General features: G+C 65.6%; 22 protein-coding genes. 10 read left to right on the forward strand and 12 right to left on the reverse strand.

Annotation, left to right across the window (positions count from 1 at the left end; all coding sequences use genetic code 11):
• Positions 1–26: 26 nt before the first annotated feature.
• The 5 genes from IVB23_RS11490 to IVB23_RS11510 are packed head-to-tail and all read right to left on the reverse strand — an operon-like array spanning position 27 to position 3606.
• The gene (locus IVB23_RS11490) at positions 27–797 is read right to left on the reverse strand and encodes a sulfite exporter TauE/SafE family protein (RefSeq protein WP_061878539.1); all 771 of its coding nucleotides are present in this window, start codon (positions 795–797) and stop codon (positions 27–29) included.
• Positions 794–2050, reverse strand: a complete 1257-nt coding sequence (locus IVB23_RS11495) for a CCA tRNA nucleotidyltransferase (RefSeq protein ID WP_247803564.1) — start codon at positions 2048–2050, stop codon at positions 794–796. Before IVB23_RS11495 ends, IVB23_RS11490 begins: the two co-directional genes overlap by 4 nt.
• Before the next feature lie 10 nt (positions 2051–2060).
• Positions 2061–2324: a DUF6111 family protein gene (locus IVB23_RS11500; RefSeq protein WP_061878541.1), complete on the reverse strand. Its 264-nt coding sequence runs from the start codon at positions 2322–2324 to the stop codon at positions 2061–2063.
• Positions 2321–2992, reverse strand: coding sequence for a CoA pyrophosphatase (locus IVB23_RS11505; RefSeq protein WP_197969537.1), 672 nt, complete (start codon positions 2990–2992; stop codon positions 2321–2323). The genes IVB23_RS11500 and IVB23_RS11505 overlap by 4 nt, the downstream gene beginning before the upstream one ends.
• 2 nt (positions 2993–2994) lie before the next feature.
• Entirely contained in the window at positions 2995–3606 is a 612-nt protein-coding gene (locus tag IVB23_RS11510) for a DUF1285 domain-containing protein (RefSeq protein ID WP_061878543.1), read from the reverse strand.
• A 283-nt stretch (positions 3607–3889) separates the two neighbouring features.
• On the opposite strand from IVB23_RS11510, the gene IVB23_RS11515 reads away from it, so the two are divergent.
• The 6 genes from IVB23_RS11515 (at position 3890) to IVB23_RS11540 (ending at position 13932) form a co-directional block, all read left to right on the forward strand.
• Positions 3890–4888, forward strand: a complete 999-nt coding sequence (locus tag IVB23_RS11515) for a MoxR family ATPase (protein ID WP_061878544.1) — start codon at positions 3890–3892, stop codon at positions 4886–4888.
• On the forward strand, positions 4888–5832 hold the full coding sequence (locus IVB23_RS11520) for a DUF58 domain-containing protein (RefSeq protein ID WP_061878545.1): 945 nt from the start codon (positions 4888–4890) through the stop codon (positions 5830–5832). Before IVB23_RS11515 ends, IVB23_RS11520 begins: the two co-directional genes overlap by 1 nt.
• A complete protein-coding gene (locus IVB23_RS11525) occupies positions 5829–8642 on the forward strand; it encodes a DUF4159 domain-containing protein (protein WP_247803565.1) in 2814 nt (937 codons plus the stop codon). The genes IVB23_RS11520 and IVB23_RS11525 overlap by 4 nt, the downstream gene beginning before the upstream one ends.
• A 142-nt stretch (positions 8643–8784) precedes the next feature.
• A complete protein-coding gene (locus tag IVB23_RS11530) occupies positions 8785–10848 on the forward strand; it encodes a hypothetical protein (RefSeq protein WP_247803566.1) in 2064 nt (687 codons plus the stop codon).
• Positions 10849–10991: 143 nt separating this feature from the next.
• Positions 10992–11408, forward strand: coding sequence for a DUF2946 domain-containing protein (locus IVB23_RS11535; protein ID WP_247803583.1), 417 nt, complete (start codon positions 10992–10994; stop codon positions 11406–11408).
• 145 nt (positions 11409–11553) lie between these two features.
• Positions 11554–13932 carry a TonB-dependent receptor gene (locus tag IVB23_RS11540; RefSeq protein ID WP_197969532.1) on the forward strand — a complete coding sequence of 793 codons (2379 nt, stop codon included), beginning with the start codon at positions 11554–11556 and terminating at the stop codon, positions 13930–13932.
• Positions 13933–14010: 78 nt separating this feature from the next.
• Here the strand turns inward: IVB23_RS11540 and IVB23_RS11545 are convergent, their stop codons facing one another.
• Together IVB23_RS11545 and IVB23_RS11550 are read right to left on the reverse strand one after the other, a co-directional pair.
• Positions 14011–14472, reverse strand: coding sequence for a hypothetical protein (locus IVB23_RS11545; RefSeq protein WP_247803586.1), 462 nt, complete (start codon positions 14470–14472; stop codon positions 14011–14013).
• 27 nt (positions 14473–14499) lie between these two features.
• Entirely contained in the window at positions 14500–14787 is a 288-nt protein-coding gene (locus IVB23_RS11550; RefSeq protein ID WP_197488676.1) for a hypothetical protein, read from the reverse strand.
• Here IVB23_RS11550 and IVB23_RS11555 point away from each other — a divergent pair.
• The 3 genes from IVB23_RS11555 to IVB23_RS11565 are packed head-to-tail and all read left to right on the forward strand — an operon-like array spanning position 14693 to position 16727.
• Positions 14693–15385: a sulfite exporter TauE/SafE family protein gene (locus tag IVB23_RS11555; RefSeq protein ID WP_247803587.1), complete on the forward strand. Its 693-nt coding sequence runs from the start codon at positions 14693–14695 to the stop codon at positions 15383–15385. The two genes, IVB23_RS11550 and IVB23_RS11555, sit on opposite strands and share 95 nt — an antisense overlap.
• Positions 15386–15401: 16 nt before the next feature.
• Positions 15402–15581, forward strand: a complete 180-nt coding sequence (locus IVB23_RS11560) for a hypothetical protein (RefSeq protein ID WP_156504893.1) — start codon at positions 15402–15404, stop codon at positions 15579–15581.
• A 33-nt stretch (positions 15582–15614) separates the two neighbouring features.
• Positions 15615–16727, forward strand: a complete 1113-nt coding sequence (locus IVB23_RS11565; protein WP_247803588.1) for a helix-turn-helix transcriptional regulator — start codon at positions 15615–15617, stop codon at positions 16725–16727.
• Between the two features lie 103 nt (positions 16728–16830).
• On the opposite strand, the gene IVB23_RS11570 is transcribed toward IVB23_RS11565, so the two are convergent.
• Both IVB23_RS11570 and IVB23_RS11575 read right to left on the reverse strand, forming a co-directional pair.
• Positions 16831–17346, reverse strand: coding sequence for an N-acetyltransferase (locus IVB23_RS11570; protein WP_247803589.1), 516 nt, complete (start codon positions 17344–17346; stop codon positions 16831–16833).
• Positions 17347–17570: 224 nt separating this feature from the next.
• Positions 17571–18062: an NUDIX domain-containing protein gene (locus IVB23_RS11575; RefSeq protein ID WP_247803590.1), complete on the reverse strand. Its 492-nt coding sequence runs from the start codon at positions 18060–18062 to the stop codon at positions 17571–17573.
• Positions 18063–18170: 108 nt separating this feature from the next.
• Between IVB23_RS11575 and IVB23_RS11580 the strand changes: the two genes are divergently transcribed.
• Positions 18171–19052, forward strand: coding sequence for a metallophosphoesterase (locus tag IVB23_RS11580; protein WP_197967521.1), 882 nt, complete (start codon positions 18171–18173; stop codon positions 19050–19052).
• A gap of 99 nt (positions 19053–19151) precedes the next feature.
• Here IVB23_RS11580 and IVB23_RS11585 read toward each other — a convergent pair whose 3' ends face one another.
• The 3 genes from IVB23_RS11585 to IVB23_RS11595 form a co-directional block, all read right to left on the reverse strand.
• On the reverse strand, positions 19152–19706 hold the full coding sequence (locus IVB23_RS11585) for a hypothetical protein (protein WP_247803591.1): 555 nt from the start codon (positions 19704–19706) through the stop codon (positions 19152–19154).
• Between the two features lie 198 nt (positions 19707–19904).
• Positions 19905–20117 (reverse strand): hypothetical protein, encoded by a 213-nt coding sequence (locus IVB23_RS11590; RefSeq protein ID WP_027575539.1) that lies wholly within the window; start codon positions 20115–20117, stop codon positions 19905–19907.
• Between the two features lie 32 nt (positions 20118–20149).
• The gene (locus IVB23_RS11595) at positions 20150–21781 is read right to left on the reverse strand and encodes an isocitrate lyase (protein WP_247803592.1); all 1632 of its coding nucleotides are present in this window, start codon (positions 21779–21781) and stop codon (positions 20150–20152) included.
• Positions 21782–22090 lie beyond the last annotated feature (309 nt).

Genomic DNA, 22090 nt, shown 5'->3' on the forward strand with positions numbered 1-22090 from the left:
CGGGCGCGAACGCCGACCGGCGTCATCTACGCGACGAGTTGCTTCGCCGCGGCCGAGATCATCACCAGCCCGCCCGTGATGACCGCAACGTCGAGGATCGCGGCGTGGATGTGCACCGGCATCCGTTCGACGAAGGCCTTTGCGAGAAATGCCCCGGGGATTGCGATGCCGCCGATCAGAAGCGCGAAGGCGAGCACCTGCGCCGTCACGGCGCCGGCGAGGCCGAACACCGAGATCTTGATGAGGCCGGTGCCGAGCGAGATCATCGCATCGGTCGCGATCACGGCGGCGCCTTCGAGCCCCGTGGCCATCAACAGCGACAGCAGGATCACGCCGGAACCCGAGGTGCCACCGACCAGCACGCCGTAGCCGACGGAGCCGGCGGCGAGGCCGGTGTCGCCGATCCGCACGCTGCGCCGTCGCAGCACGCGGCGCAGCGGCACGCTCAGGATCAGCATGGTGCCGATCACGAGCGCCGCGCCCGCACTGGTCAGGCGCGTATAGCCGTAGGCGCCGAGCGCCGTCGTCAGTGCCGCACAGGCGAGCACGATCAGCGCGCGGCGGCGGTCGGCGTAGCGCAGATAAGCGATGGCGCGGCTGAGATTGGTGAACATCGCGGAGATCGCGATGATCGGCACCACGGGCTCGGCGCCGACCATCGGCACCAGCACCAGTGGCATCAGGGCACCGGTGCCGTAGCCGGCGAGACCACCGATGACCGATGCAAACAACGCCATCGTTGCGACCAGCAGGAGCTGCAGAAGCGAGATGTCGGCGAAGCCTGAGACGATGGTCACGTTGTCTGATCGCGGCTCACGCGGGCCACAGCCTGGTCGGCGATAGCGGCGAGCGCGGCTTCGTCCAGGGGGAAATCCGCCGCGAGCCAGGCGTCCTCGGCGAGCGCCAGCACATGTCCGAGCGCGGGTCCTTCGGCCAGACCGCGTGCGATGAAGTCGGCGGCCTTCAGCGGAAATTTCGGCGCGGTCCAGCGCTGCGGCAGCTCGGCGAGCGCCCGCCAGCGCGACGAGGTGACGTCGCCGCCGTTCCTCGCCCAGCCCAACAAGACGCGATCGTGATAGCGCTCAGGCCCGAGCCGGTAGAGCAGCCGCCGTGCATTGGCTTCGTCCTTGGCGGCCAGGCGCCACCAGCGGTGCCCCATCGAATCCAGTGCCTTGGTTTCGGCGTTGGAGAGCCGCAAGCGCGCAGCGACGCGCTTGGCGTCTTCGGTGACGGCGACCGACAGCGCGGCCAGGCGCCGCGTGCTGCTCGCGGTGAGGCCGAGCTCGCGCTCGATCGCGATCATCGTCGCCAGGGGGCCCGTATAGACGACGCCGCCGATCAGCGCCTGCAGCAGTCCGCCCTCGGCCATGGCCAGCACGGCCGCGGCTGCACCGCCGGCCACCAGCAATTTTAGCATCTCCATGCGCACCCGCTCGGCCGAGAGGCTAGCCAGGCCCGCACGTCCGCGGATGCAGGCGAGATAGCCGTCGCGGTCGGGCTCGCCGGCACCAAAAGCGGCGTGGATGCGGAAGAAACGCAGGATGCGCAAATAATCCTCGGCGATGCGCTGGCCGGGATCGCCGATGAAGCGCACGCGGCGGGCTCTCGCATCGGCGATGCCGCCGACATAGTCGTACACGACACCATCGGCATCGACCGACAAGCCGTTCATGGTGAAGTCGCGCCGCTCGGCATCCTTCATCCAGTCGCGGCCGAACGCGACCCTGGCCTTGCGGCCGAAGGTCTCGGTGTCCTCGCGCAGCGTGGTGACTTCATAGGGATGTCCGTCGATCACCAGCGTGACTGTGCCGTGGTCGATGCCGGTCGGCACGCCCTTGATGCCGGCGGACTTGGCACGCCGCATCACCTCGTCCGGCCGCGCCGTGGTCGCGATGTCGATGTCGCCAGGCAAGAGACCAAGCAGCGCATTGCGGACGGCGCCGCCGACCACCCGCGCCTGCTCGCCATCGGTGCCGAGCAGTTGCAGGACACGCGCGGTCCCGCCTGCGGTCAGCCAGGGCGCATGGGCGAGTAGCGGCTCGGCGCTCATCGATGGGCCCCTATTTTTCTACGCCCGGCACGAGCTTGCCGTTCTCGATATGGGCGGGAACGTAGGTCGAATCCGGCGGCGCGCCGGAGTACTGGGCAAGGCCGATCAGGCCGGCGATCACGAGCGCGAGCGCGACCAGGGTGAGGCGCGCAACGACGGTGACCGGCCATGAGGAGCGTTCGAACAGGCCTGACCGCGTTGCGGCCAGGAATAGGGCATAGACGGCAAAGGGGATAAGGAAGATTCCGATCTCGGTCAGAACCGTCCGGATCATGATGAATAGATCCGCTCATACAGCACACGCAACATTCCGGCCGTCGCACCCCAGATGTAGCGTTCCGCGAACGGCATCGCGTAATAGGACCGCGCCATGCCGCGGAATTCCTTGCTGTGCACCTGGTGATTCACCGGATCCATCAGGAAGGATAGCGGCACCTCGAACGCATCATCAACCTCGGAATGGTTGATGGTCAGCGAAAATCCGGGCCTGACCTTAGCTACCGTCGGCAGGATGCGGAAGCCGAAGGCGGTGCCGTAGAGATCGAGATAGCCGAGCGGCTCGACGAAGTCCCTGGACAGCCCGACCTCCTCCTCGGCCTCGCGCAGCGCCGCATCCAGCGGCGAGGAATCGGTCGCGTCGATCTTGCCGCCGGGAAACGCGATCTGACCGGCATGGTCGTTGAGATGGGCCGAGCGCTGCGTCAGCAGGATGGTGGGCTCGGGATGGTCGACCACCGCGATCAGGACCGCCGCCGGCCGCACCGGCTGCTCGCGCGCGATGATCTCGAGCATCTTGTCGGTGCCGGGATCGCCCGAGGCGGGAATGATGTTCGGATCGTACAGGCCCGGTGGCACGTCGAAGCCGAGCTTCGCCCGCGAGCGGGCGAAGAAATCCTCGGCTCCCATCGCGACGGGCGCGTTCGTCAGGATAGGCTTGTTCAAATTCAAAGCGCGGCCCTCACCTGCTCCGCATCGGCCATGGCGAAGAATTCGCCGGCCGACTCGACGCCGAACATCGGCTGGCCATCGACCATCCGCTCCTCGCCCATGTCAACCAGATCGTAATAGAGCGCCCTCGTGACCTTGGCCCAGAGGTCGGCGCGGACGTGCAAGTATGGCGTCAGCCCGCCATCCCGTGCCTGCTCGAAACGCAGCCGGTGCCCGGCATCGCAGGTGACCCAGTCATCGACATTGGTGCGGAAGCGCAGCACGCGATGGTTGCCCTCGCCGTCCTTCTGCATCTCGACCGCCATGAACGGCGCATCATCGACGCGGATGCCGACCTTCTCCACCGGCGTGACCAGGAAATGCTTGTCGCCCTCGCGCTTGAGGATGGTCGAAAACAGGCGGACCAGAGCAGGACGTCCGATTGGCGTTCCCAAGTAGAACCAAGTACCATCGGATGCGATTCGGATGTCGAGATCGCCGCAAAACGGCGGATTCCACAGATGCACCGGAGGCAGCCCCTTTTTGGCGCCTTCGGCATTGGCAGCGCTTTTGGCGGCCGCAGTCAGCCCCTCGAGACCGCGATCGGCGCTCTGCCCTTGGTTCGCCATGGTTTGCCCTGACTCTGTGATTGGCACGATTGGTGCAGGTCTACGTTGTACTCGGGTGTGCGGTTCCATCCGGAATAGTCCGGTGTGGAGGTCGCCACTTCGTGATGCAGTACATACCCCGAAGCCGATAAGGTGGGGATAGGTTAATTCAACGAATACATGGCCTTCCTGCAAGTCTAGCATGGGGCCATGACGTGATGTGATGACGTGACGTGATGACCCGACGTGACGTGCTGACGTGACGATGCAGGCAAGCCGCGTGGCAGGCTGAAGGAGCGAGCGAATGGCGGAGAGTGTCGAGAAACTCGAGGACGGGATCGTCCGTTCGGCCGAGCAGGTGTCGAGCCAGATTCGGGCCGCAAAGGAAGCGATCGCCTCCGTCATCTTCGGCCAGGATCGCGTGATCGAGAACACGCTGGTCACCATTCTCTCCGGCGGCCATGCGCTCCTGATCGGCGTGCCGGGCCTCGCCAAGACCAAGCTGGTGGAGACGCTCGGCGTCACGCTCGGTCTCGACGCCAAGCGCATCCAGTTCACCCCCGATCTGATGCCGTCCGACATTCTCGGCGCCGAGGTGCTGGACGAGAGCACCGCGGGCAGGCGCGCCTTCCGCTTCATCGCCGGCCCCGTGTTCGCGCAGCTGCTGATGGCCGACGAGATCAACCGCGCCAGCCCGCGCACGCAATCGGCGCTCTTGCAGGCGATGCAGGAGCAGCACATCACCGTCGCCGGCGCGCGGCACGATCTGCCCAAGCCGTTCCACGTGCTCGCGACGCAGAACCCGCTGGAGCAGGAAGGCACCTATCCGCTGCCCGAAGCCCAGCTCGACCGCTTCCTGATGGAGATCGACGTCGACTATCCCGATCGCGATGCGGAGCGCCGCATCCTGTTCGAGACCACCGGCGCGGAGGAAACGCTGGCCAGGGGCTCGATGACCGCGGATGCGCTGATCACCGCGCAGCGGCTGATCCGGCGCCTGCCGGTCGGCGATTCCGTCGTGGAGGCGATCCTGTCGCTGGTGCGCTCGGCCCGCCCGGGTCCGGACGCCGGCGAAACCGGCAAGTTCATCGCCTGGGGACCTGGCCCGCGCGCCAGCCAATCGCTGATGCTGGCCGTACGCGCACGTGCACTGATCGACGGACGCCTCGCGCCCTCGGTCGACGACGTGCTCGACCTCGCCGAACCCGTGCTGAAGCACCGCATGGCGCTGACGTTCCAGGCGCGCGCCGAAGGCCGCACGATTCCGGACGTGATCCGGCAATTGAAGACACGGATCGGTTGATGGCAGCGGAGAACGGACGCGCAGCGAAGGAAACACTGGCGATCCGACGTGCCGATGGCGAAAGTCGCACGCTCGCAGCTTCCTTGCCGCGTCTGGTGCTCGAGGCCCGCCGCATCGCCGCCAACGTCATCCACGGCCTGCATGGAAGGCGCCGCGCCGGCGCCGGCGAAAACTTCTGGCAGTACCGCCGCTTCGTCTCGGGCGAGCCGTCGCAGAATGTCGACTGGCGCCGCTCGGCCCGTGACGACCATCTCTATGTCCGCGAGCTCGAATGGGAAGCTTCGCACACGGTCTGGATCTGGCCTGACCGCTCGCCATCGATGGCGTTCGCCTCGAAGACCGCGCGCGAGTCCAAGCTCGAGCGGACGCTGATCGTGGCCTTCGCGCTGGCCGAGTTGCTCGTCGCCGGCGGCGAGCGCGTCGGCATCCCCGGGCTGATGGCGCCGACCGCAAGCCGCAGCGTGATCGACAGGATGGCGCAGGCGATGCTGCATGACGATGCCGACCGGCTGAGCCTGCCGCCGTCCTTCGTTCCGGCCGCGCTGGCCGAGATCATCGTGCTGTCGGATTTCTGGTCGCCGATCTCCGAGATCAGGACGATGCTCGCAGGGCTCTCCGGCTCCGGCGCGCACGGCACGATGGTGCAGGTCGTCGATCCGGCCGAGGAGTCGTTTCCCTATTCCGGCCGCGTCGAGTTCGTCGAGCCAGAAGGCTTTGGCGTGATCACCGCCGGCCGCGCCGAGAGCTGGGCTCAGGATTACACCGCACGCCTCGCGCTGCACCGCGACCAGATCCGCGCCGAGACGGGCAAGCTCGACTGGCTGTTCACGACGCACGCGACCGACCGCTCGGCCGCCGAGCTGCTGCTGTTCCTGCATGCCGGCATGCAGGTGAGCAAGTCGGGCGCCCGCACCACGACGATCAAGGCGGGGCCGGCCGCATGATGGGATTGCCGCTCGCCTTCACCCAACCGCTGCTCCTGATCGGCCTCGTCAGCCTGCCCGTGCTGTGGTGGCTGCTCCGCGTGATGCCGCCGCGGCCGCGCCGCATCGAGTTTCCGCCGACGCGCCTGCTGTTCGACATCGCCCCCAGGGAGGAGACGCCCTCGCGGACGCCGTGGTGGCTGACGGCGCTCCGCCTGCTCGCCGCCGCGCTGGTGATCTTCGCCGCCGCCGGCCCGATCTGGAATCCGCAAACAGGCAGCGCCGGCAGCAAGGCGCCGCTGATGATCATGTTCGACGACGGCTGGAGCGCCGCATCGCACTGGGACGTCAGGATCAGGACCGCCGACGAGCTGATCGCCAATGCCGACAACGACAGCCGCGCCATCGCGCTGGTGCCGCTGTCGGAGCCGAACCGCGACATCACCCTGATGCCGGCGGGTGCGGCGCGCGTCGCGCTGCGGCAACTCGCGCCGAAGCCCTATTCGATCGACCGCGTCGAGACGCTGGCCGCGGTCGACCGTTTCCTCAAAGTCACCGGCGACTGCGAGATCGCCTGGCTCTCCGACGGTGTCGACACCGGCCGCGGCGAAGACTTCGTGCAGGGCCTCGGCAAGACCATCGGCGATCGCAGCCTGACCGTGTTCGAAGGCGGCACCTCCTCGCCGCTGGCGCTGGTCGCGGCCGAGAACGCCGCGGCGAAGATGACCGTGAAGGTGCTGCGCACCGACAGCGGCATCGCGGTCGGCACCGTGCGCGCACTCGACCAGAAGGCCTCGCCGATCGGAGAAGCGCGCTATTCGTTCGGCCCGCAGGACAAGGAGACCGAAGCCGCATTCGATCTGCCGGTCGAGCTGCGCAACGACATCACCCGGCTCGAAATCTCCGGCGAGCGCTCCGCCGGCGCGGTGCAGCTGCTCGACAAGCGCTGGCGCCGCCGCGCCATCGGCATCGTTTCGGGCTCGACCAGCGAGACCGCGCAGCCGCTGCTGGCGCCGACCTTCTATCTCACCCGCGCGCTGGCGCCGTTCGCCGACGTCCGGCTTGCCGACAAGGGCTCGCCGCAACAGGGCATCACACAATTTCTGGACCAGAAGCTGCCGATGATCATCCTCGCCGATGTCGGCACCATCTCCCCTGAACTCCGCGAGCGCCTCAATGCCTGGGTCGACCAGGGCGGCGTGCTGGTGCGGTTCGCCGGCCCCCGGCTGGCACAGGCCGAGGACGACCTCGTGCCGGTCAAGCTGCGCAAGGGCGGCCGGACGCTCGGCGGCAGCCTGACCTGGGAGAAGCCGCAGCATCTGGCCTCGTTCGCGGCCGACGGCCCGTTTGCCGGCGTCGTGGTCCCCAAGGACGTCACCGTGAGCCGCCAGGTGCTGGCGGAGCCCGACGCCGTGCTCGCCACCAAGAGCTGGGCCTCGCTGGAAGACGGCACGCCGCTGGTGACCGGCGAGCATCGCGGCAAGGGCCTCGTCAGCCTGTTCCACGTCAGCGCCGACATGCGCTGGTCGGACCTGCCGATGTCGGGCACCTTCGTCGAAATGCTGCGGCGGGTGGTCGACATGTCCGGCTACACCGCCAAGCCCGGCGCCGGCGTTGCCAGCGAGGCGACCACTGAAACGGTGGCGCCGCTGCACATCCTCGACGGTTTCGGCGCGTTCGGCCCGCCGCCGGCGACCGCAAAACCACTACCTGCCGATTATCGTGATCGGGCCACACCCGATCATCCGCCGGGATTCTATGGTCCGGCAGAAGGACCGCTTGCCGTGAACACGCTTGCTGCCGCCGACCGCATCGCGGCCCTGAACACCGCGAGCCTGCGCGCCCGGCACGCCACCTACACCAATGCCGAACCGCGGGACCTGCGCGGCTGGCTGCTGTCCACCGCGCTCGCGCTGTTCCTGGTCGACGCCATCATCGTCGCGGTGCTCGGCGGCGGGATTGCCGCGCTGCTGCGCCGCCGCGCCGCGCCCGCAATGATCGTGTTCGTCCTGGCACTCGCAGGCCTGATGTCGTTTGCGCCGACGCCGGCGCGCGCCGACAGCGCCGCGGACGAGTTCGCGATGAAGGCGGTGTCGCAGACGCGACTCGCCTATGTCGTGACCGGCAATTCCGATGTCGATTCCATCGTCAAGGCGGGGATGAACGGGCTGACGCTGTTCCTGGCCCAGCGCACCGCGCTCGAGGCCGGCGATCCCGTCGGCGTCGATCCGGCGCGCGACGAGCTCGCCTTCTTCCCGCTGATCTATTGGCCGATCGTGCCGGGCGCACCGAAGCCGCCGCAGGATGCCATCAACAAGATCGATGCCTACATGAAGCAGGGCGGCACCGTGCTGTTCGACACCCGCGACGCGATCGAGGCGCCGCCCGGCGCGAACGGGGCGTCGCAGACCCCGGGCATGCAGACACTGCGCGAGATACTCTCCTCGCTCGACGTGCCCGAGCTCGAACCGGTGCCGCGCGAGCACGTGCTGACCAAGACCTTCTATCTGCTGCGCGACTTCCCCGGCCGCTTCACCGCCGGCCAGACCTGGGTCGAGACCTTGCCGCGCGAAGAGGACGAAGACAGCGCACAGCGGCCGGCGCGCGGCGGCGACGGCGTCTCGCCGATCATCATCACATCGAACGACCTTGCCGGCGCCTGGGCGGTGCGGCCCGACGGACAGGCCATGCTGCCGGTGACCGGCGGCGACCCCCGCCAGCGCGAATTCGCCTACCGCGCCGGCGCCAACATCGTGATGTACACGCTGACCGGCAACTACAAGGCCGACCAGGTGCACGCTCCGGCGCTGATCGAACGGCTGGGGCAATGATGCGAGCTTTGAAATTCGATATCCGTCAAACAGAAGCCGTCATGCCCGGGCTTGTCCCGGGCATCCACGTTCTTCGTGCCATGTGGCAAGGCGTGGATGGCCGGGACAAGCCCGGCCATGACGATGCCGAGAGAGTGACGCCATGAACTACGGCATCGCATTCACGCCGCTTGTTCCCGCGATCGTGCTGTGGCTCGCGCTCGCCGCGATCGTCGTCATTGCGCTGGTGCTGCTGCTGGCACGCGCGCGCGGCGCCGCGGTGCGCGTGGCCGCGCTGGCGCTGGTCCTGCTGGCGCTCGCCAATCCCTCCTTCACCCGCGAGGACCGCGATCCCCTCACCTCGGTAGCGGCCGTCGTCGTCGACAAGAGCCCGAGCCAGAATTTCGGCAACCGCAACCGTGAGGCCGCCCAGGCGCAGGAAGCGCTGGTCGACAGCCTGAAGAAGATCAAGGGCCTCGAAGTCCGCGTCGTCGAGGCCGGACAGGCCGACGGCGAGACCGACGGCACGAAACTGTTCGGCGCCCTCGCCTCGGCCTTGGCGGACGTGCCGGTCGACCGCGTCGCGGGCGGGTTCCTGATCACCGACGGCCGCGTCCACGACATTCCGGCGAACGCCGCCGCGCTCGGTTTCCGGGCGCCGGTGCACGCGCTGGTCACGGGGCAGAAGGACGAGCGCGATCGCCGCATCGCGATCACGGCGGCGCCGCGCTTCGGCATCGTCGGGCAGACCCAGACCATCAACTACCGGCTCGACGACCAGGGCGTCTCCGGCGAGCGCGCCAGGGTCACGATCCGCCGCGACGGCGAGGTCATCAACGAGCGCACGCTGGGAAGCGGCCAGGCCGCCAGCGTCGATGTCGACATCAAGCATGCCGGTCCGAACATCGTCGAGATCGAGGCCTCGCCGCTCGAACGCGAACTGACGCCGGTGAACAACCGCGCCGTCGTCGCCATCGACGGCGTGCGCGACAAGCTGCGCGTGCTCCTGGTCTCGGGCGAGCCGCATTCGGGCGAGCGCACCTGGCGCAACCTGCTCAAGTCCGACGCCAGCGTCGACCTCGTCCACTTCACCATCCTGCGCCCACCGGAGAAGCAGGACGGCACGCCGATCAACGAATTGTCGCTGATCGCGTTTCCGACGCGCGAGCTGTTCCAGCAGAAGATCAACGAATTCCAGCTGATCATCTTCGACCGCTACGCCCGCCAGGGCGTGCTGCCGATCGCCTATTTCGACAACATCGCGCGCTATGTCCGCTCTGGCGGCGCGGTGCTGGTCTCGGCCGGGCCCGACTACGCCTCCAACACCAGCATCTGGCGCACGCCGCTGGATTCGGTGCTGCCGGCCGAGCCGGTCGGCGTGACGGAAAAGCCGTTCTATGCGCATCTGTCCGACGTCGGCAAACGCCATCCGGTCACGCGCGGGCTGGAGGGCTCGGCGAGCGAGCCGCCGCACTGGAGCCGGTTCTTCCGCACCGTCGACACCCGCAATGCCGTCAACCCGCCCGTCATGACCGGCGCCGACGGCAAGCCGCTTCTGTTCCTGTCGCGCTTCGGCGAGGGCCGCGTCGCGCTGCTGCTCTCCGATCACATCTGGCTTTGGGCGCGCGGCTATGAGGGCGGCGGACCACATCTCGATCTGCTCAGGCGGACGTCGCACTGGCTGATGAAGCAGCCTGATCTGGACGAGGAAGCGCTGCGGCTCCAGGTGCAGGGCAAGGACCTCGTCGTGATGCGTCAGACCATGGCGGACAGCGTCCAGCCGGTGAGCGTGACCTCGCCATCGGGCGTGTCGCACGACTTGACGCTGGCTGCTGCCGATCCCGGCGAGTGGCGCGCCAGCCTGCCGGCGAACGAGCTCGGCCTGTGGCAGGCGACCGACGGCACGCTGAAGGCGCTGATCAATGTCGGCCCGACCAATCCGAAGGAGTTTTCGGAAGTCACCTCCACGGTCGATACCTTGAGGCCGCTGACGCAGGCAACGGGCGGCGACGCCGTGCGCGTGGCCAGTGGCTCCAGCGTCGAGCTGCCGCGCATCCTGCCGGTGCGCTCGGCCAGCGTGTTCCACGGCGACGGCTGGATGGGCGTGCGGATGCGCGACGCCAGCGTGGTGAAGGGCGTCGGCGTGCTGCCGATCTTCTCCGGCCTGATCGGCCTGTTGCTGCTGCTCGGCGCCTTCGCCGCGACCTGGGTCCGCGAGGGGCGCTAGTTGCCCGAACGACACATCGGACAGGCCGACTGCATGCGCAGCCCGACCAGCCGTTGACATCTGCAGACCGATCGAGCGATGTTACATTATAACGTCGCGACATCAGGAATTGATGCCCCGCGACGTGGGGGTGGCGTTTCCAGATGAAGTGGTTCCGGTCGCATATCAGGCACGGCGCCCGGCTCGCGTTGTTCGCGATGCTGGTGCAGTTCGCGCTGACATTCGGCCACAGCCACTGGTTCGCGCAGGCTGCGCCCCTCGCCCAATCCTCGCTGCAGCAGACCGACGGCTTCAAAGACAGTGCCAAGGATCAAGCTGCGGTCGACCGCGCAGCCGTCCAGAAACAATCGCCCGCCGGACCCGACCGCGAGCATCCCGCCGACGACAATTGCGCGATCTGCGCCGTCGTCGCGATGGCGGGCACGATCCTGTTCGCGACGCCGCCTCTGTTGCAGCTGCCGCAGGCGATCGAGCTGCTCCGCCGCACCACGGATGCCGAATTCGTCCATCTGAGATCCGCAGGCACAGCATTCCAGCCTCGCGCCCCTCCCGCGTCCTGACTTCCAACGCTTGATCACGCCCAGCCTCGCCGCTTGCAGGCGAATGGCCGGGACAAGTTGAAGTCGAATTCCGTCGCGCCGCGACGGCAGGCCGCCTCCGATCAGCAGACCATCATCCGGACGGCGCCTGACTGGAATCAGGACAATGTCATTCAAATCGCGACGCGCGCAACGTCTTGGCGGAGCAAGCCTGCTCCTGCTCGGCGCTGCCGCCACGCCCGCCTTCGCTCAAGAGCCGGCCCAAGACAAATCATCGACGGAAATCCCAGCCGTCACCGTGACGGCGCCGAGCCCGATCGTGCGCAGAGCGGTGGTGCCGTCCCGCAACGCCGGCCGCGGCACGCGGACCGCGCGGGTGCGCAGCCGCGAGCAAACGGCGGAAGCAACGCCGGCAGCCCCGGCGCCTGCCGCGCCTCAGCAAGGCGTGCTGCCGATCGTGACCGATCAGTTCGCGACCGTCACCGTGGTGCCGAACGAGGAGATTCGCCGCAACGGCGGCGGCACGCTCGGCGACCTCCTGTTCTCGAAGCCGGGCATCACCGGCTCTGAATTCGCACCCGGCGCATCCAGCCGCCCTATCATTCGCGGCCTCGACACCAACCGTGTTGGCATCGTCGAGAACGGAACGGGCAGCAACGGCGCGTCCGACCTCGGCGAGGATCACTTCGTGCCGATTGATCCGCTGGCAACCAACCAGGTGGAGGTCATCCGCGGACCGGCGACGCTACGCTATGGCTCCACCGCGATCGGCGGCGTGGTCAGCGCAACCAACAATCGAATTCCAGATGCCTTGCCCTCCTGCACGGCGCCCTTTCCGACTTACGGACTCCCGACCAAGGCGCCGCTGGCAAACGTCGGATCGCCTGGCTGCATCACCGCGGAAACACGGACGGCAGTGACGTCGGTCGATCGCGGGGTCGAAGGTGCCATGCTGCTCGACGCCGGCGGCGGTAACTTTGCCGTCCATGCCGATGCCTTTGGCCGCAAGGCCGGCGACTACAACATCCCGAGCTACCCGTTCTTGACCGACCCGACGCTGCCGTTCAACGGACGCCAGCCGAATTCGGCATCGCAGGCCTACGGCGGATCTGTCGGCGGCTCCTACATCTTCGATGGCGGCTACGTTGGCGCGGCGATCACGCAGCATAACGCGCTCTACCACATTCCCGGTATCGAAGGCAGCGAGTTCCTGACGCGGATCGACGGACGACAAACAAAGTTCACGACAAAAGGCGAGTATCGGCCGGACGCTGCGGCGATCGATGCGATCCGGTTCTGGGCTGGGGCCACCGACTATAAACACGATGAGATCGGGCTCGCCGACTCTGCCGATCTCACCTCCCTCGGCGTGAGACAAACCTTCACCAACAAGGAACAGGAAGGCCGCGTCGAGGTCCAACTTGCGCCGTTCGACGTCCGCTTTGCTGCGCTGACCACCGCTGTGGGCGTTCAGGCGTCGCACCAGAAGCTGACCGCGCCGAGTCCGGACGATCCAGGTAGCCCGATCAACGGACTATTCGATCCGAACAAGAACACAAAGGTCGCCGGGTACATCTTCAACGAGTTCAAGTTCAGCGAAGCCACCAAGGCTCAGATCGCCGGGCGCGTCGAGAACGCAAGGTTGAGCGGAACGGCGCCAGCCTTCGTCCCCGATGTGTTCGACCTCACTGTCGATCCTGCCGCGATCGGCCCAGCATCGGCGGTCAACCGCAACTTCACGCCGGTGAGCGGGAGCATCGGCCTGATCCACAACCTTCCTTGGGATCTGGTCGCGAGCATTACCGGCCAATATGTCGAGCGTGCGCCGAAACCGGCGGAATTGTTTTCGCGCGGCGGCCACGATGCCACCACTACTTTCGACATAGGCAATCCCAATCTCGGCATCGAGACCGCCAAGTCGGTCGAGGCGGGACTGCGACGGGCGGTAGGGCCGCTTCGCTTCGAAATCACCGGCTACTACACCAAGTTCAACGGTTTTATCTACCGGCGCCTGACCGGCAACACGTGTGAGGACGGCGTTTGCCAGCTTGGCGCGGGCCTCGAACTGAATCAGGCGGTCTATTCGCAGCGCGACGCGACATTTCGTGGCGGCGAATTCCAGTTCCAGTACGACGTAATGCCGGTCTGGAACGGGATCTGGGGCATCGAGGGTCAGTACGACATCGTGCGCGCGACCTTCGACGACGGCACCAACGTGCCACGCATTCCGCCCCAGCGGCTGGGCGGTGGTGTGTACTATCGCGACGCCGACTGGTTTGCCCGGATCAACCTGCTGCACGCGTTCGCGCAAAACGACATCGCACCGATCGCGGAGACGCCGACGCCCGGCTACAACCTGCTGAAGGCCGAGGTCAGTTACAGGACGAAGCTCCATCAAAGCTGGTTCGGCGCGCGCGAGATGTATGTTGGGCTCGTCGGCAACAACCTGCTGAACGAGAACATCCGCAATGCCGTCTCCTTCAACAAGGACCAGGTGCTGTTGCCCGGAATCGGCGTGCGGGCGTTCGCGAACTTCAAGTTCTAGCACTTATACGCCATGAATTGTGCGGGAGGGGCTATCCCTCCCGCGTGCGCGGAATACAGAACCTCGATCAAGCTCTAGCTAGTTGGCAACGAAGTGCGCGTGGCGAAGGCCCTTGTGATGGCCGTCGGCCGGCGGCTTTCCTGCAATCAACGCAATGCCAACGGCCAAGCCGATCGTGGCCGCCAGCAGTCTGACCAGAGAAGGACGCATTCCATCCTCGACATTGCGGCCAACATCGTGGCGCCGACATCGTCGGCGCGAACATGGGTTCTGCTTTGCCAAACTAAGCAGCGAAACTATGACGGAAAGGGAAACTCTCGTCCTGATTGCATATCCATGAAATACAATTCTATTAAACATTTCAGATTTGCGACCGAAGCGCACAATTTTCGAGCAACGTGACGCGACATTCACCGCGCGTGCTTGATTGCCGGTGTTCCACCATTTGTCACCCGGTCGGGTGACGCTGCGTTGCTTCGCAGTCGTTAGCATCAGAAGCACCGAGCCCGATATTCGGCTCGACGTCGTGAATTGGTTCACACGCATTGTTCTGCCGCGCGGGTAGGGTCATCGGAGATCGATCCCCGCGATTGCCACCAAAGTCTTGTTGTCGGAGGTTTTCATGCCGCCTGTCGATCCAAAGGCAGCTTCCACTTTCTCCGTCGTCAAATCATTTCCAGCAATTCCCACGGTCTGTCTCGGAATCTTCGCCGTCGCGCTTGCCATCTCGTCGAGTGCGACGAAAGCAGCTTGCTGGGTCGTGCTGCTGTCCGCGCTGGTTTCGAGTATCGCAGGCTTCGCATTCTCGCCGATCGCCGGCGCCTTCCTCTTCCATAGCTTGAGCGAGCCGATCACGATCGTCCGGATTCTCCTGGTGGCTTCGATCGCCCAACAAGTCTACTGCGTCTGGCGCTTGCGTGAATCGATCGAGATGCGCCGGTGCGCTCCCTACCTCTTGGGCAGCATCTTGACGTTGCCCATCGGCCTTCATCTCCTCTGCAACACTTCGGCGTCCACCTTGCTGCCGATGTTGGGAGCTCTGTTGATCACCTATGGCGCCTTCACGGCGCTGAAGCCGACTCTGCGGTCCGGGAAGAATCCCTTGTGGGGACGCATCACGGTTGGCGCGCTGGGAGGCATTACCGGAGGCCTTGCAGCATTTCCTGCCGCTTTCGTTTCGATGTGGTGCCATGTCCAAGGTTTCGACAAGCACCGGGCCCGCGCAATCATCCAGCCCTTCATCCTGGTCAACCAGCTGCTGTCGCTGTCCTTGCTGATGGTCTTGCGGCCGTCAGAGGTGATGCCGCTCGGCCTCCTCTTTTATGCAGCCCCCGCCGTGCTCGGCGCCTATGTCGGGCTGATTATCTTCAACCGCGTCGATACCGCCACGTTCAACCGCATCGTGGGCCTGCTGCTGATGGCTGCCGGGATCGGTTTTGTCAGGCCCCTCTGAAGGTTCGGAGCATCCCATGCAGAAATCCCCGCAGGATCTCCCCCGATCAGACCACCCCGTGGTGCGCAAATGGCGGCTTGCGGTCGTCAGCTTCTATGGATCGCTGCTGGCCGTCATGCTGATGCTGGCGCTGACGACCGATCATGATGTTCAAACTGCAGGCACGAGCGTGCCTCTCGCGTCTCTGAAGAAGTAGAAGCGCTCGTCTGGCGCATCCCGGATCGCAATAATGGAACGCATCCTCGATTTGATATACGAGGCCGCCGGCCAACAAGACCTCTGGCCTGCCGTTCTCACCGCTATCGCCGATCTCACAGGAAGCGAAGGCGGGGTATTGTTCGGACAATCGGTCACGGCCGAGCAAGTCTACTTCGATTTCAACGGCCGCTTGAACCAGCAATGCAGTCAAGTCTACCAGGAACGCCATATGCAGAATGCCTGGTCGGAGGCGATGGAGGACAAGCCGATCGGGCAAGTGGTCCTGTCGGACGAAGTGGTGCCGCTGCGCGAGCTCGAAAAATCGGTCTTCTACGACGAGGTCCTCAGGCCGCAAGGCATCGGACACAACGCGATGATTGCGCTGGCGGCGAAGGACGACTTCCGTGTGGCCTTCAACATCTGCCGCAGCAGGCGCCGCGGCGAATTCGACGCAGCCGGCCGCAAGCACATCGAAATGCTGGCTCCCCATCTGCGGAGATCCGTCACATTGGGATTTCGCCTGACCGGGTATCACGCATTGAGGAGAGCCGCGTTCGACGTGCTCGATCAACTGGCGGACGGCGTCGTCGTCATGGGTCCCAAGGCACATGTCGTCTTTGCGAACCAGACGGCCTGTTCGCTGGAAGCAGAAGGGACGCTCAAGCTCAAGCCTGCGATGGCGACCTGGTCAGCCCCGCATTCGAAACGTCTCGCAAACCTTGTACGGTCGACATTGGCCGGCGGAGCCGGCGGAACGATGAGTGTTCCCGCGGTGGACGGAACGCGGCTTCTGACTATTGTCGTCGTGGGACTGCGCAGCGAAGAAGTCGCGATGCTCGGTGGGGCCTTCATCCGCAACGCGGCCTGCGCCGCCTTCGTGATCGATCCCTCGCAAAGAGGAACGGCGAGCTCGCAGCAATTGACGGACGCATATGGCTTGACCAGGGCGGAAGCACGCGTGGCAGTTGCAGCGTCCTCCGGCGGGACGACATCCGAAGCAGCCGTCATGCTGGGGCTGTCCGCCAATACGGTCAAAACGCATCTCAGGCGAGTCTTTGCCAAAACCGACACAAGAGGTCAGGCTGAGCTTGCCGCACTTCTCGCGACGATAGGTGTCGTCAGATCCCCTGGCGAAGTCTCATAGCCAGGATCGAGCGGAGCGAGAGCCGGGACTTGTCTGCCTGGCCTTGGATTGCGCTTCGCCCTTCGAGCTACGGCGGACGCTCCATCCGGGCGTGGAGCTGCGGCTACCCCCGCGCCTTGCTCCAGTCGGGGCCGACCGGGCCCGACACGCCCTCGAAGGCGCCGTCGACGAGTTCGAACACCAGGATGCGGGCGGCATCGACCGGGCCTGGCATGGTGACGCGGCCCTTGGGGACCGGCTTGAAACCGACGCGGCTGTAATAGGGCTCGTCACCGACCAGCAGCACGAGGCGGTGGCCTTTCGCCTTCGCATCCTTCAACGCGCGCTTCATCAACGCGCGGCCGACGCCGCGGCCGCGGAACGGCGGCTCGACGGTGAGCGGACCGAGCAGCAGCGCGGGCGTCTCGCCGATCAGGATCGGCAACTGCCTGACCGAGCCGACCAGCAGCGTGCCGATGCGGGCGGTGAAGGACAGTTCGAGCAGATGGTCGACGTGCTCGCGAATCCGATAGGCGCTCAGCACGAAGCGGCCGGGACCGAAGGTACGTTCGTGCAGCCGCTCGATCGCCTGAGCGTCGCCGGCGGCCTCGGGAAGGATGGTCAGTGAGAGGTCGGTCATGTCATCCGGCGGAGTAGCATCTGCGAATGCGGAGGTCCATGGGCGTGGCACCCACCTCAGTCCCGTTTTACAATCGGGATCGCGAAGATGATCGAGACCAGCGCCAGCAGGATTCCGATGTTGCCCGCGAGGACCGGAAGGCAGGTCAGGCCGAAAGCGGGTTTGGTAATCTTCATCCGGCTTTCCGTGGCGGCGGTCGAGCCGGTTACTGGCACAGGCCGCCCTCAGCGCCACGTCGCAATCAAGGGCCGGTCGTCGAGCACTTCCGCGATCCGCAGCCGCGTGCCGGGCGTGGTGCCCTCGGGCAGCGCGGTGATCGCGAAGAACCCGCATTCGACGATCTCGCGGTTGGGCTCAGGGACGCGGTCCTGCCTGAACTGCCTGACGACGTAGACCGCGACGTGGTCGCGGCGGGAGACGTGGCTGTTGAGGAAGATGCCGTGCAGCATGGCCTCTCCGGTGAGATCGATGTCGCCCTCCTCCTTGAGCTCGCGCCGCATCGCCTGCTCCATGGTCTCGCCGTGGTCGACGCCGCCGCCAGGCAGATACCAGCCGCTGACGTAGCTGTGCCTGACCAGGAAGACCCGATCCTCGGCATCCAGCACCACGGCGCGGACGCCGAGCGTCATGCCGCGGACGACCAGGAAGTAGGCGTGGAAGAGCCGCCGCAGCAGCCGCTCGGCTTTCCGTCGGACACGGTTCAGACTTTCTCCCATCAGACTTCCCTGCCGCCCCCGTTTCAGGCCCTGCTTGCGCGCCGGGCGCGACCTTGCCATTACGGTAGAGCAATAGCGAGGCAATCGCGCGTCATGACTCCCAACACGCTGGCTCCCTTCACGCTCGCCCATCTGTCCGACCCGCATCTGCCGCCTTTGCCGAAGCCCCGGCTGATCGAGCTCGCGGGCAAGCGCGCGCTCGGCTATGTCAACTGGACGCGCAACCGCCACAAATACCAGCGCCGCGAGGTTCTCGATGCACTCGTCGCCGACATGAAGGCGCAGTCGCCCGACCACGTCGCGGTGACGGGCGATCTCGTCAACCTCGCGCTGGAGGCGGAATTCGCGCCGGCCCTCGCCTGGCTCGAGAGCGTCGGCCCGCCTGAGCGCGTGACCGCGATTCCCGGCAACCACGACGCCTACGTCCGTGCCACCTCTCATCGTTTCGGCGAGACGTTTGCGCCCTATCTTGCCGGCGACGACGGCCGCATCGGTTTTCCGTCCGTGCGCCGGCGCGGACCGCTTGCGTTGATCAGCCTGTCCACGGCGGTACCGACCCTGCCGCTGATGGCGACCGGCACGCTCGGGCCCGATCAGCTCGCCTCGCTCGAACAGGTGCTCGAACGGCTCGCGGCGGAGGACGTCTTCCGCGTGCTGCTGGTGCATCATCCGCTAAAATCCGATGCCCGCCAGAAGCGGATGACGGACGCGCCCGCTTTGCTGGCGCTGCTCAAGCGCCACGGCGTCGAGCTGATCCTGCACGGGCACGACCACGTTCATTCGACGATCTGGATCGAAGGTCCCAACGGAAACATTCCCGCGCTCGGCGTTCCCTCGGCCTCCGCACTCGCGCACGGACGCTACCCGGCGGCGGCGTATAATCTGTTGACGATCGAGAAGGACAATGCCGGCTGGCGCTGCGAGCAGACGGTGCGGAGCCTGGGGGCCGGATTCCAGATCGGGCAGATCAAGCATGCGAGGTTGATTTAGACCCGCTGTCATTCCGGGGCGATGCGGCAGCATCGAACCCGGAATCTCGAGATTCCGGGTTCATGCTTCGCATGCCCCGGAATGACGAAAGAGAAAAATTCACCAGCTCCGCAAAGCAGCCAGCACCGCGACCCCGAACAACGCGGCGGCGCCGAGCACAAATCCGAACACGAACGGCCAGACGCGCGAGCGGCGCGGCGGCACGGCGGCCGGTGCTTGCGGTTCGGGCGGGACCACCATCGCGCGCTCGCGCTCGACCATGCGGCGCGCGACATAGTCGGTGACCGCCTCGACGATCACGGCGGTGTCGTGCGATTCGGCGAGGACGATACGGCCGAAGCGGGTGTCCTGGACGAAGCGGTACATCCGCTTGTCGCGCCCCATCACGATGTGGGCGACGACGTCGATCCAGAGCCTCGGCGTATCGCCCTGGCTGATGCCGCGGTCGAACAGGTCGATCTGATCAGGCACCTGCGCGAACAGGGGATCGAGCCCATCGTTGAGGATCTCGAGCCGCGCCACCTCGGCGTCCCTGAGATCGACCACGACGCCGGTCCGGTCGGCGGCCTCGATCCGTGCGCGCAGCAGTGCATCGCGCAGCCGCACCGGGCGCGGCTGGCCGGGATGGATCCCGCTGATCTCAGGCTCTGACATAGTCGGCCTCGTCCTCGACTTTCCTGCATTAACCTATCAGCAACCATCCCCTCCGCAAAGGCCCACAATTCCAGATACTTACAGCGCGCCACAGCCTTTACACTTGTGCCAAAAACAGACGATCCCACCCAAGCCTGAGGCCTGGATGGGACCATCCGTCCTTGGACGTCTTCTTAGGTGAGTTCGGCAGCCGCCTGATCAGGCTGCCGGGGCGCGCTGCGGCTCTTCCACGATCGAGAAGCGGACGCCGGCCTTGTGGCGGCTCTCTTCCGACACCTCGCGCCAGCAGTCCTCAGCCTCCTTGCGGGACTTGAACGGACCTTTGACCTGGGCCGAGCCTTCCACGAGCTTGTGGAAGTTCATCGAACCGAACTCGCCGCCGATCACCCAGAAATTGCTGCCTTTGGTCATTGTCAGTCTCCTATCGAGAGGTGCGTGGTTCGTTAGCCGAACTGGTTCATGGTGTTGTGGGCGCCGCCCGCCTTCAGGGCCGCTTCGCCGGCGAAGTACTCCTTGTGGTCGTCGCCGATGTCGGAGCCGGCCATGTTCTGATGCTTCACGCAGGCGATGCCCTGACGGATCTCGGCGCGCTGGACGTTCTTGACGTAGCCGAGCATGCCCTGCTCGCCGAAATACTCCCTGGCCAGATTGTCGGTCGAGAGCGCTGCCGTGTGATAGGTCGGCAACGTGATCAGGTGGTGGAAGATGCCGGCGCGCTTGGCCGAATCCGCCTGGAAGGTGCGGATGCGCTCGTCGGCTTCCTTGGCCAGCGGCGTATCGTCGTACTCCGCCTTCATCAGCTCGGCACGGTTGTACTTGCCGACGTCCTTGCCGGCCTCCTTCCAGGCGTCGAAGACCTGCCAACGGAAATTGAGGGTCCAGTTGAAAGAGGGCGAGTTGTTGTAGGCCAGCTTCGCGTTCGGAACCACCTTGCGGATGCGGTCGACCATCTTCGCGATCTGCTCGATATGCGGCTTCTCCGTCTCGATCCAGAGCAGGTCGGCGCCGTTCTGCAGCGAGGTGATGCAGTCCAGCACGCAGCGGTCTTCGCCGGTGCCCGGACGGAACTGGTAGAGGTTGGAGGGCAGCCGCTTCGGACGCATCATCTTGCCGTTGCGGTTGATGATGACGTCGCCGTTCCTGGCGTTCTCCGCCGTGACTTCCTCGCAATCCAGGAAGCTGTTGTACTGGTCGCCGATGTCGCCGGGCTTGTGGCTGACGGCGATCTGCTGCGTCAGGCCGGCGCCGAGCGAATCGGTGCGGGTCACGACGACGCCGTCTTCGACGCCGAGCTCGAGGAAGGCGTGGCGGCAGGCACGGATCTTCGCCAGGAAGACCTCATGGGGCACGGTGACCTTGCCGTCCTGGTGGCCGCACTGCTTCTCGTCCGAGACCTGGTTCTCGATCTGCAGCGCACAGGCGCCCGCCTCGATCATCTTCTTGGCGAGCAGATAGGTCGCCTCGGCATTGCCGAAGCCGGCGTCGATGTCGGCGATGACGGGCACGACATGGGTCTGGAAGTTGTCGATCTTCTCGATCAGCTCCTTCTCACGAGTCTTGTCGCCTTCCTTGCGCGCCTTGTCGAGGCTGCGGAAGATGTCGTTCAGCTCGCGCGAATCCGCCTGGCGCAAGAAGGTGTAGAGCTCTTCGATCAGCGCCGGCACCGAGGTCTTCTCGTGCATCGACTGGTCGGGCAGCGGACCGAACTCGGAGCGCAGCGCGGCGATCATCCAGCCCGAGAGATAGAGATAAGTGCGATCGGTCTTGCCGAAGTGCTTCTTGACCGAGATCAGCTTCTGCTGGGCGATGAAGCCGTGCCAGCAGCCAAGCGACTGGGTGTACTTGGTGGGGTCGCCGTCATAGGCGGCCATGTCCGCACGCATCAAGGCCGCGGTGTAGCGGGCGACGTCGAGGCCGGTCTTGAAGCGGTTCTGCAGGCGCATGCGCGCGACGGCCTCGGCCGACACGCCGTTCCAGGTTGGCTGGGTCTCGAGGAGCGCCTGGGCTGCCTCGACCTCGCTTTGATAGGAGGCCGGACGCAGGAGGGGGCTGATGCCGCGGGGCTGGTAGTTCATGTGCCTGATCCTTTCGCTGACGATGGCGATGGCTGGCCATCGACATTCTTGACAGTGCATTGCGAGATGCGTGTCAGGAGGTAAACGCGAAAACGGAAAATTCGGATAGAGGGCTTGTTTCTGATTGGTGATGTCATGTAACATCAGAACATGTAATAGATGTTATTTTGTAAATCTTGTGAATAAAAGGTCAGTAGAACTGTCCTGATGGAGATCAAACGACATGGCCGCCGAGTCCGACTTTTTCTCCCTATCCCCGTTCTTACGGGGAGAGGGTCGGGGTGAGGGGCTCTCTCCTCGACTTCGGCT

This window comes from Bradyrhizobium sp. 191 (assembly GCF_023100985.1).
Classification (GTDB): Bacteria; Pseudomonadota; Alphaproteobacteria; order Rhizobiales; family Xanthobacteraceae; genus Bradyrhizobium; species Bradyrhizobium diversitatis.

Bases quoted from the DNA above. Each gene is read 5' to 3' on its own strand.
- IVB23_RS11515 (WP_061878544.1), top strand. From the start codon at position 3,890: ATGGCGGAGAGTGTCGAGAAACTCGAGGACGGGATCGTCCGTTCGGCC.
- IVB23_RS11565 (WP_247803588.1), top strand. From the start codon at position 15,615: ATGGAACGCATCCTCGATTTGATATACGAGGCCGCCGGCCAACAAGAC.
- IVB23_RS11495 (WP_247803564.1), bottom strand. From the start codon at position 2,050: ATGAGCGCCGAGCCGCTACTCGCCCATGCGCCCTGGCTGACCGCAGGC.
- IVB23_RS11510 (WP_061878543.1), bottom strand. From the start codon at position 3,606: ATGGCGAACCAAGGGCAGAGCGCCGATCGCGGTCTCGAGGGGCTGACT.
- IVB23_RS11595 (WP_247803592.1), bottom strand. From the start codon at position 21,781: ATGAACTACCAGCCCCGCGGCATCAGCCCCCTCCTGCGTCCGGCCTCC.
- IVB23_RS11560 (WP_156504893.1), top strand. From the start codon at position 15,402: ATGCAGAAATCCCCGCAGGATCTCCCCCGATCAGACCACCCCGTGGTG.
- IVB23_RS11520 (WP_061878545.1), top strand. From the start codon at position 4,888: ATGGCAGCGGAGAACGGACGCGCAGCGAAGGAAACACTGGCGATCCGA.
- IVB23_RS11570 (WP_247803589.1), bottom strand. From the start codon at position 17,346: ATGACCGACCTCTCACTGACCATCCTTCCCGAGGCCGCCGGCGACGCT.
- IVB23_RS11575 (WP_247803590.1), bottom strand. From the start codon at position 18,062: ATGGGAGAAAGTCTGAACCGTGTCCGACGGAAAGCCGAGCGGCTGCTG.
- IVB23_RS11585 (WP_247803591.1), bottom strand. From the start codon at position 19,706: ATGTCAGAGCCTGAGATCAGCGGGATCCATCCCGGCCAGCCGCGCCCG.
- IVB23_RS11590 (WP_027575539.1), bottom strand. From the start codon at position 20,117: ATGACCAAAGGCAGCAATTTCTGGGTGATCGGCGGCGAGTTCGGTTCG.
- IVB23_RS11535 (WP_247803583.1), top strand. From the start codon at position 10,992: ATGAAGTGGTTCCGGTCGCATATCAGGCACGGCGCCCGGCTCGCGTTG.
- IVB23_RS11540 (WP_197969532.1), top strand. From the start codon at position 11,554: ATGTCATTCAAATCGCGACGCGCGCAACGTCTTGGCGGAGCAAGCCTG.
- IVB23_RS11525 (WP_247803565.1), top strand. From the start codon at position 5,829: ATGATGGGATTGCCGCTCGCCTTCACCCAACCGCTGCTCCTGATCGGC.
- IVB23_RS11530 (WP_247803566.1), top strand. From the start codon at position 8,785: ATGAACTACGGCATCGCATTCACGCCGCTTGTTCCCGCGATCGTGCTG.
- IVB23_RS11500 (WP_061878541.1), bottom strand. From the start codon at position 2,324: ATGATCCGGACGGTTCTGACCGAGATCGGAATCTTCCTTATCCCCTTT.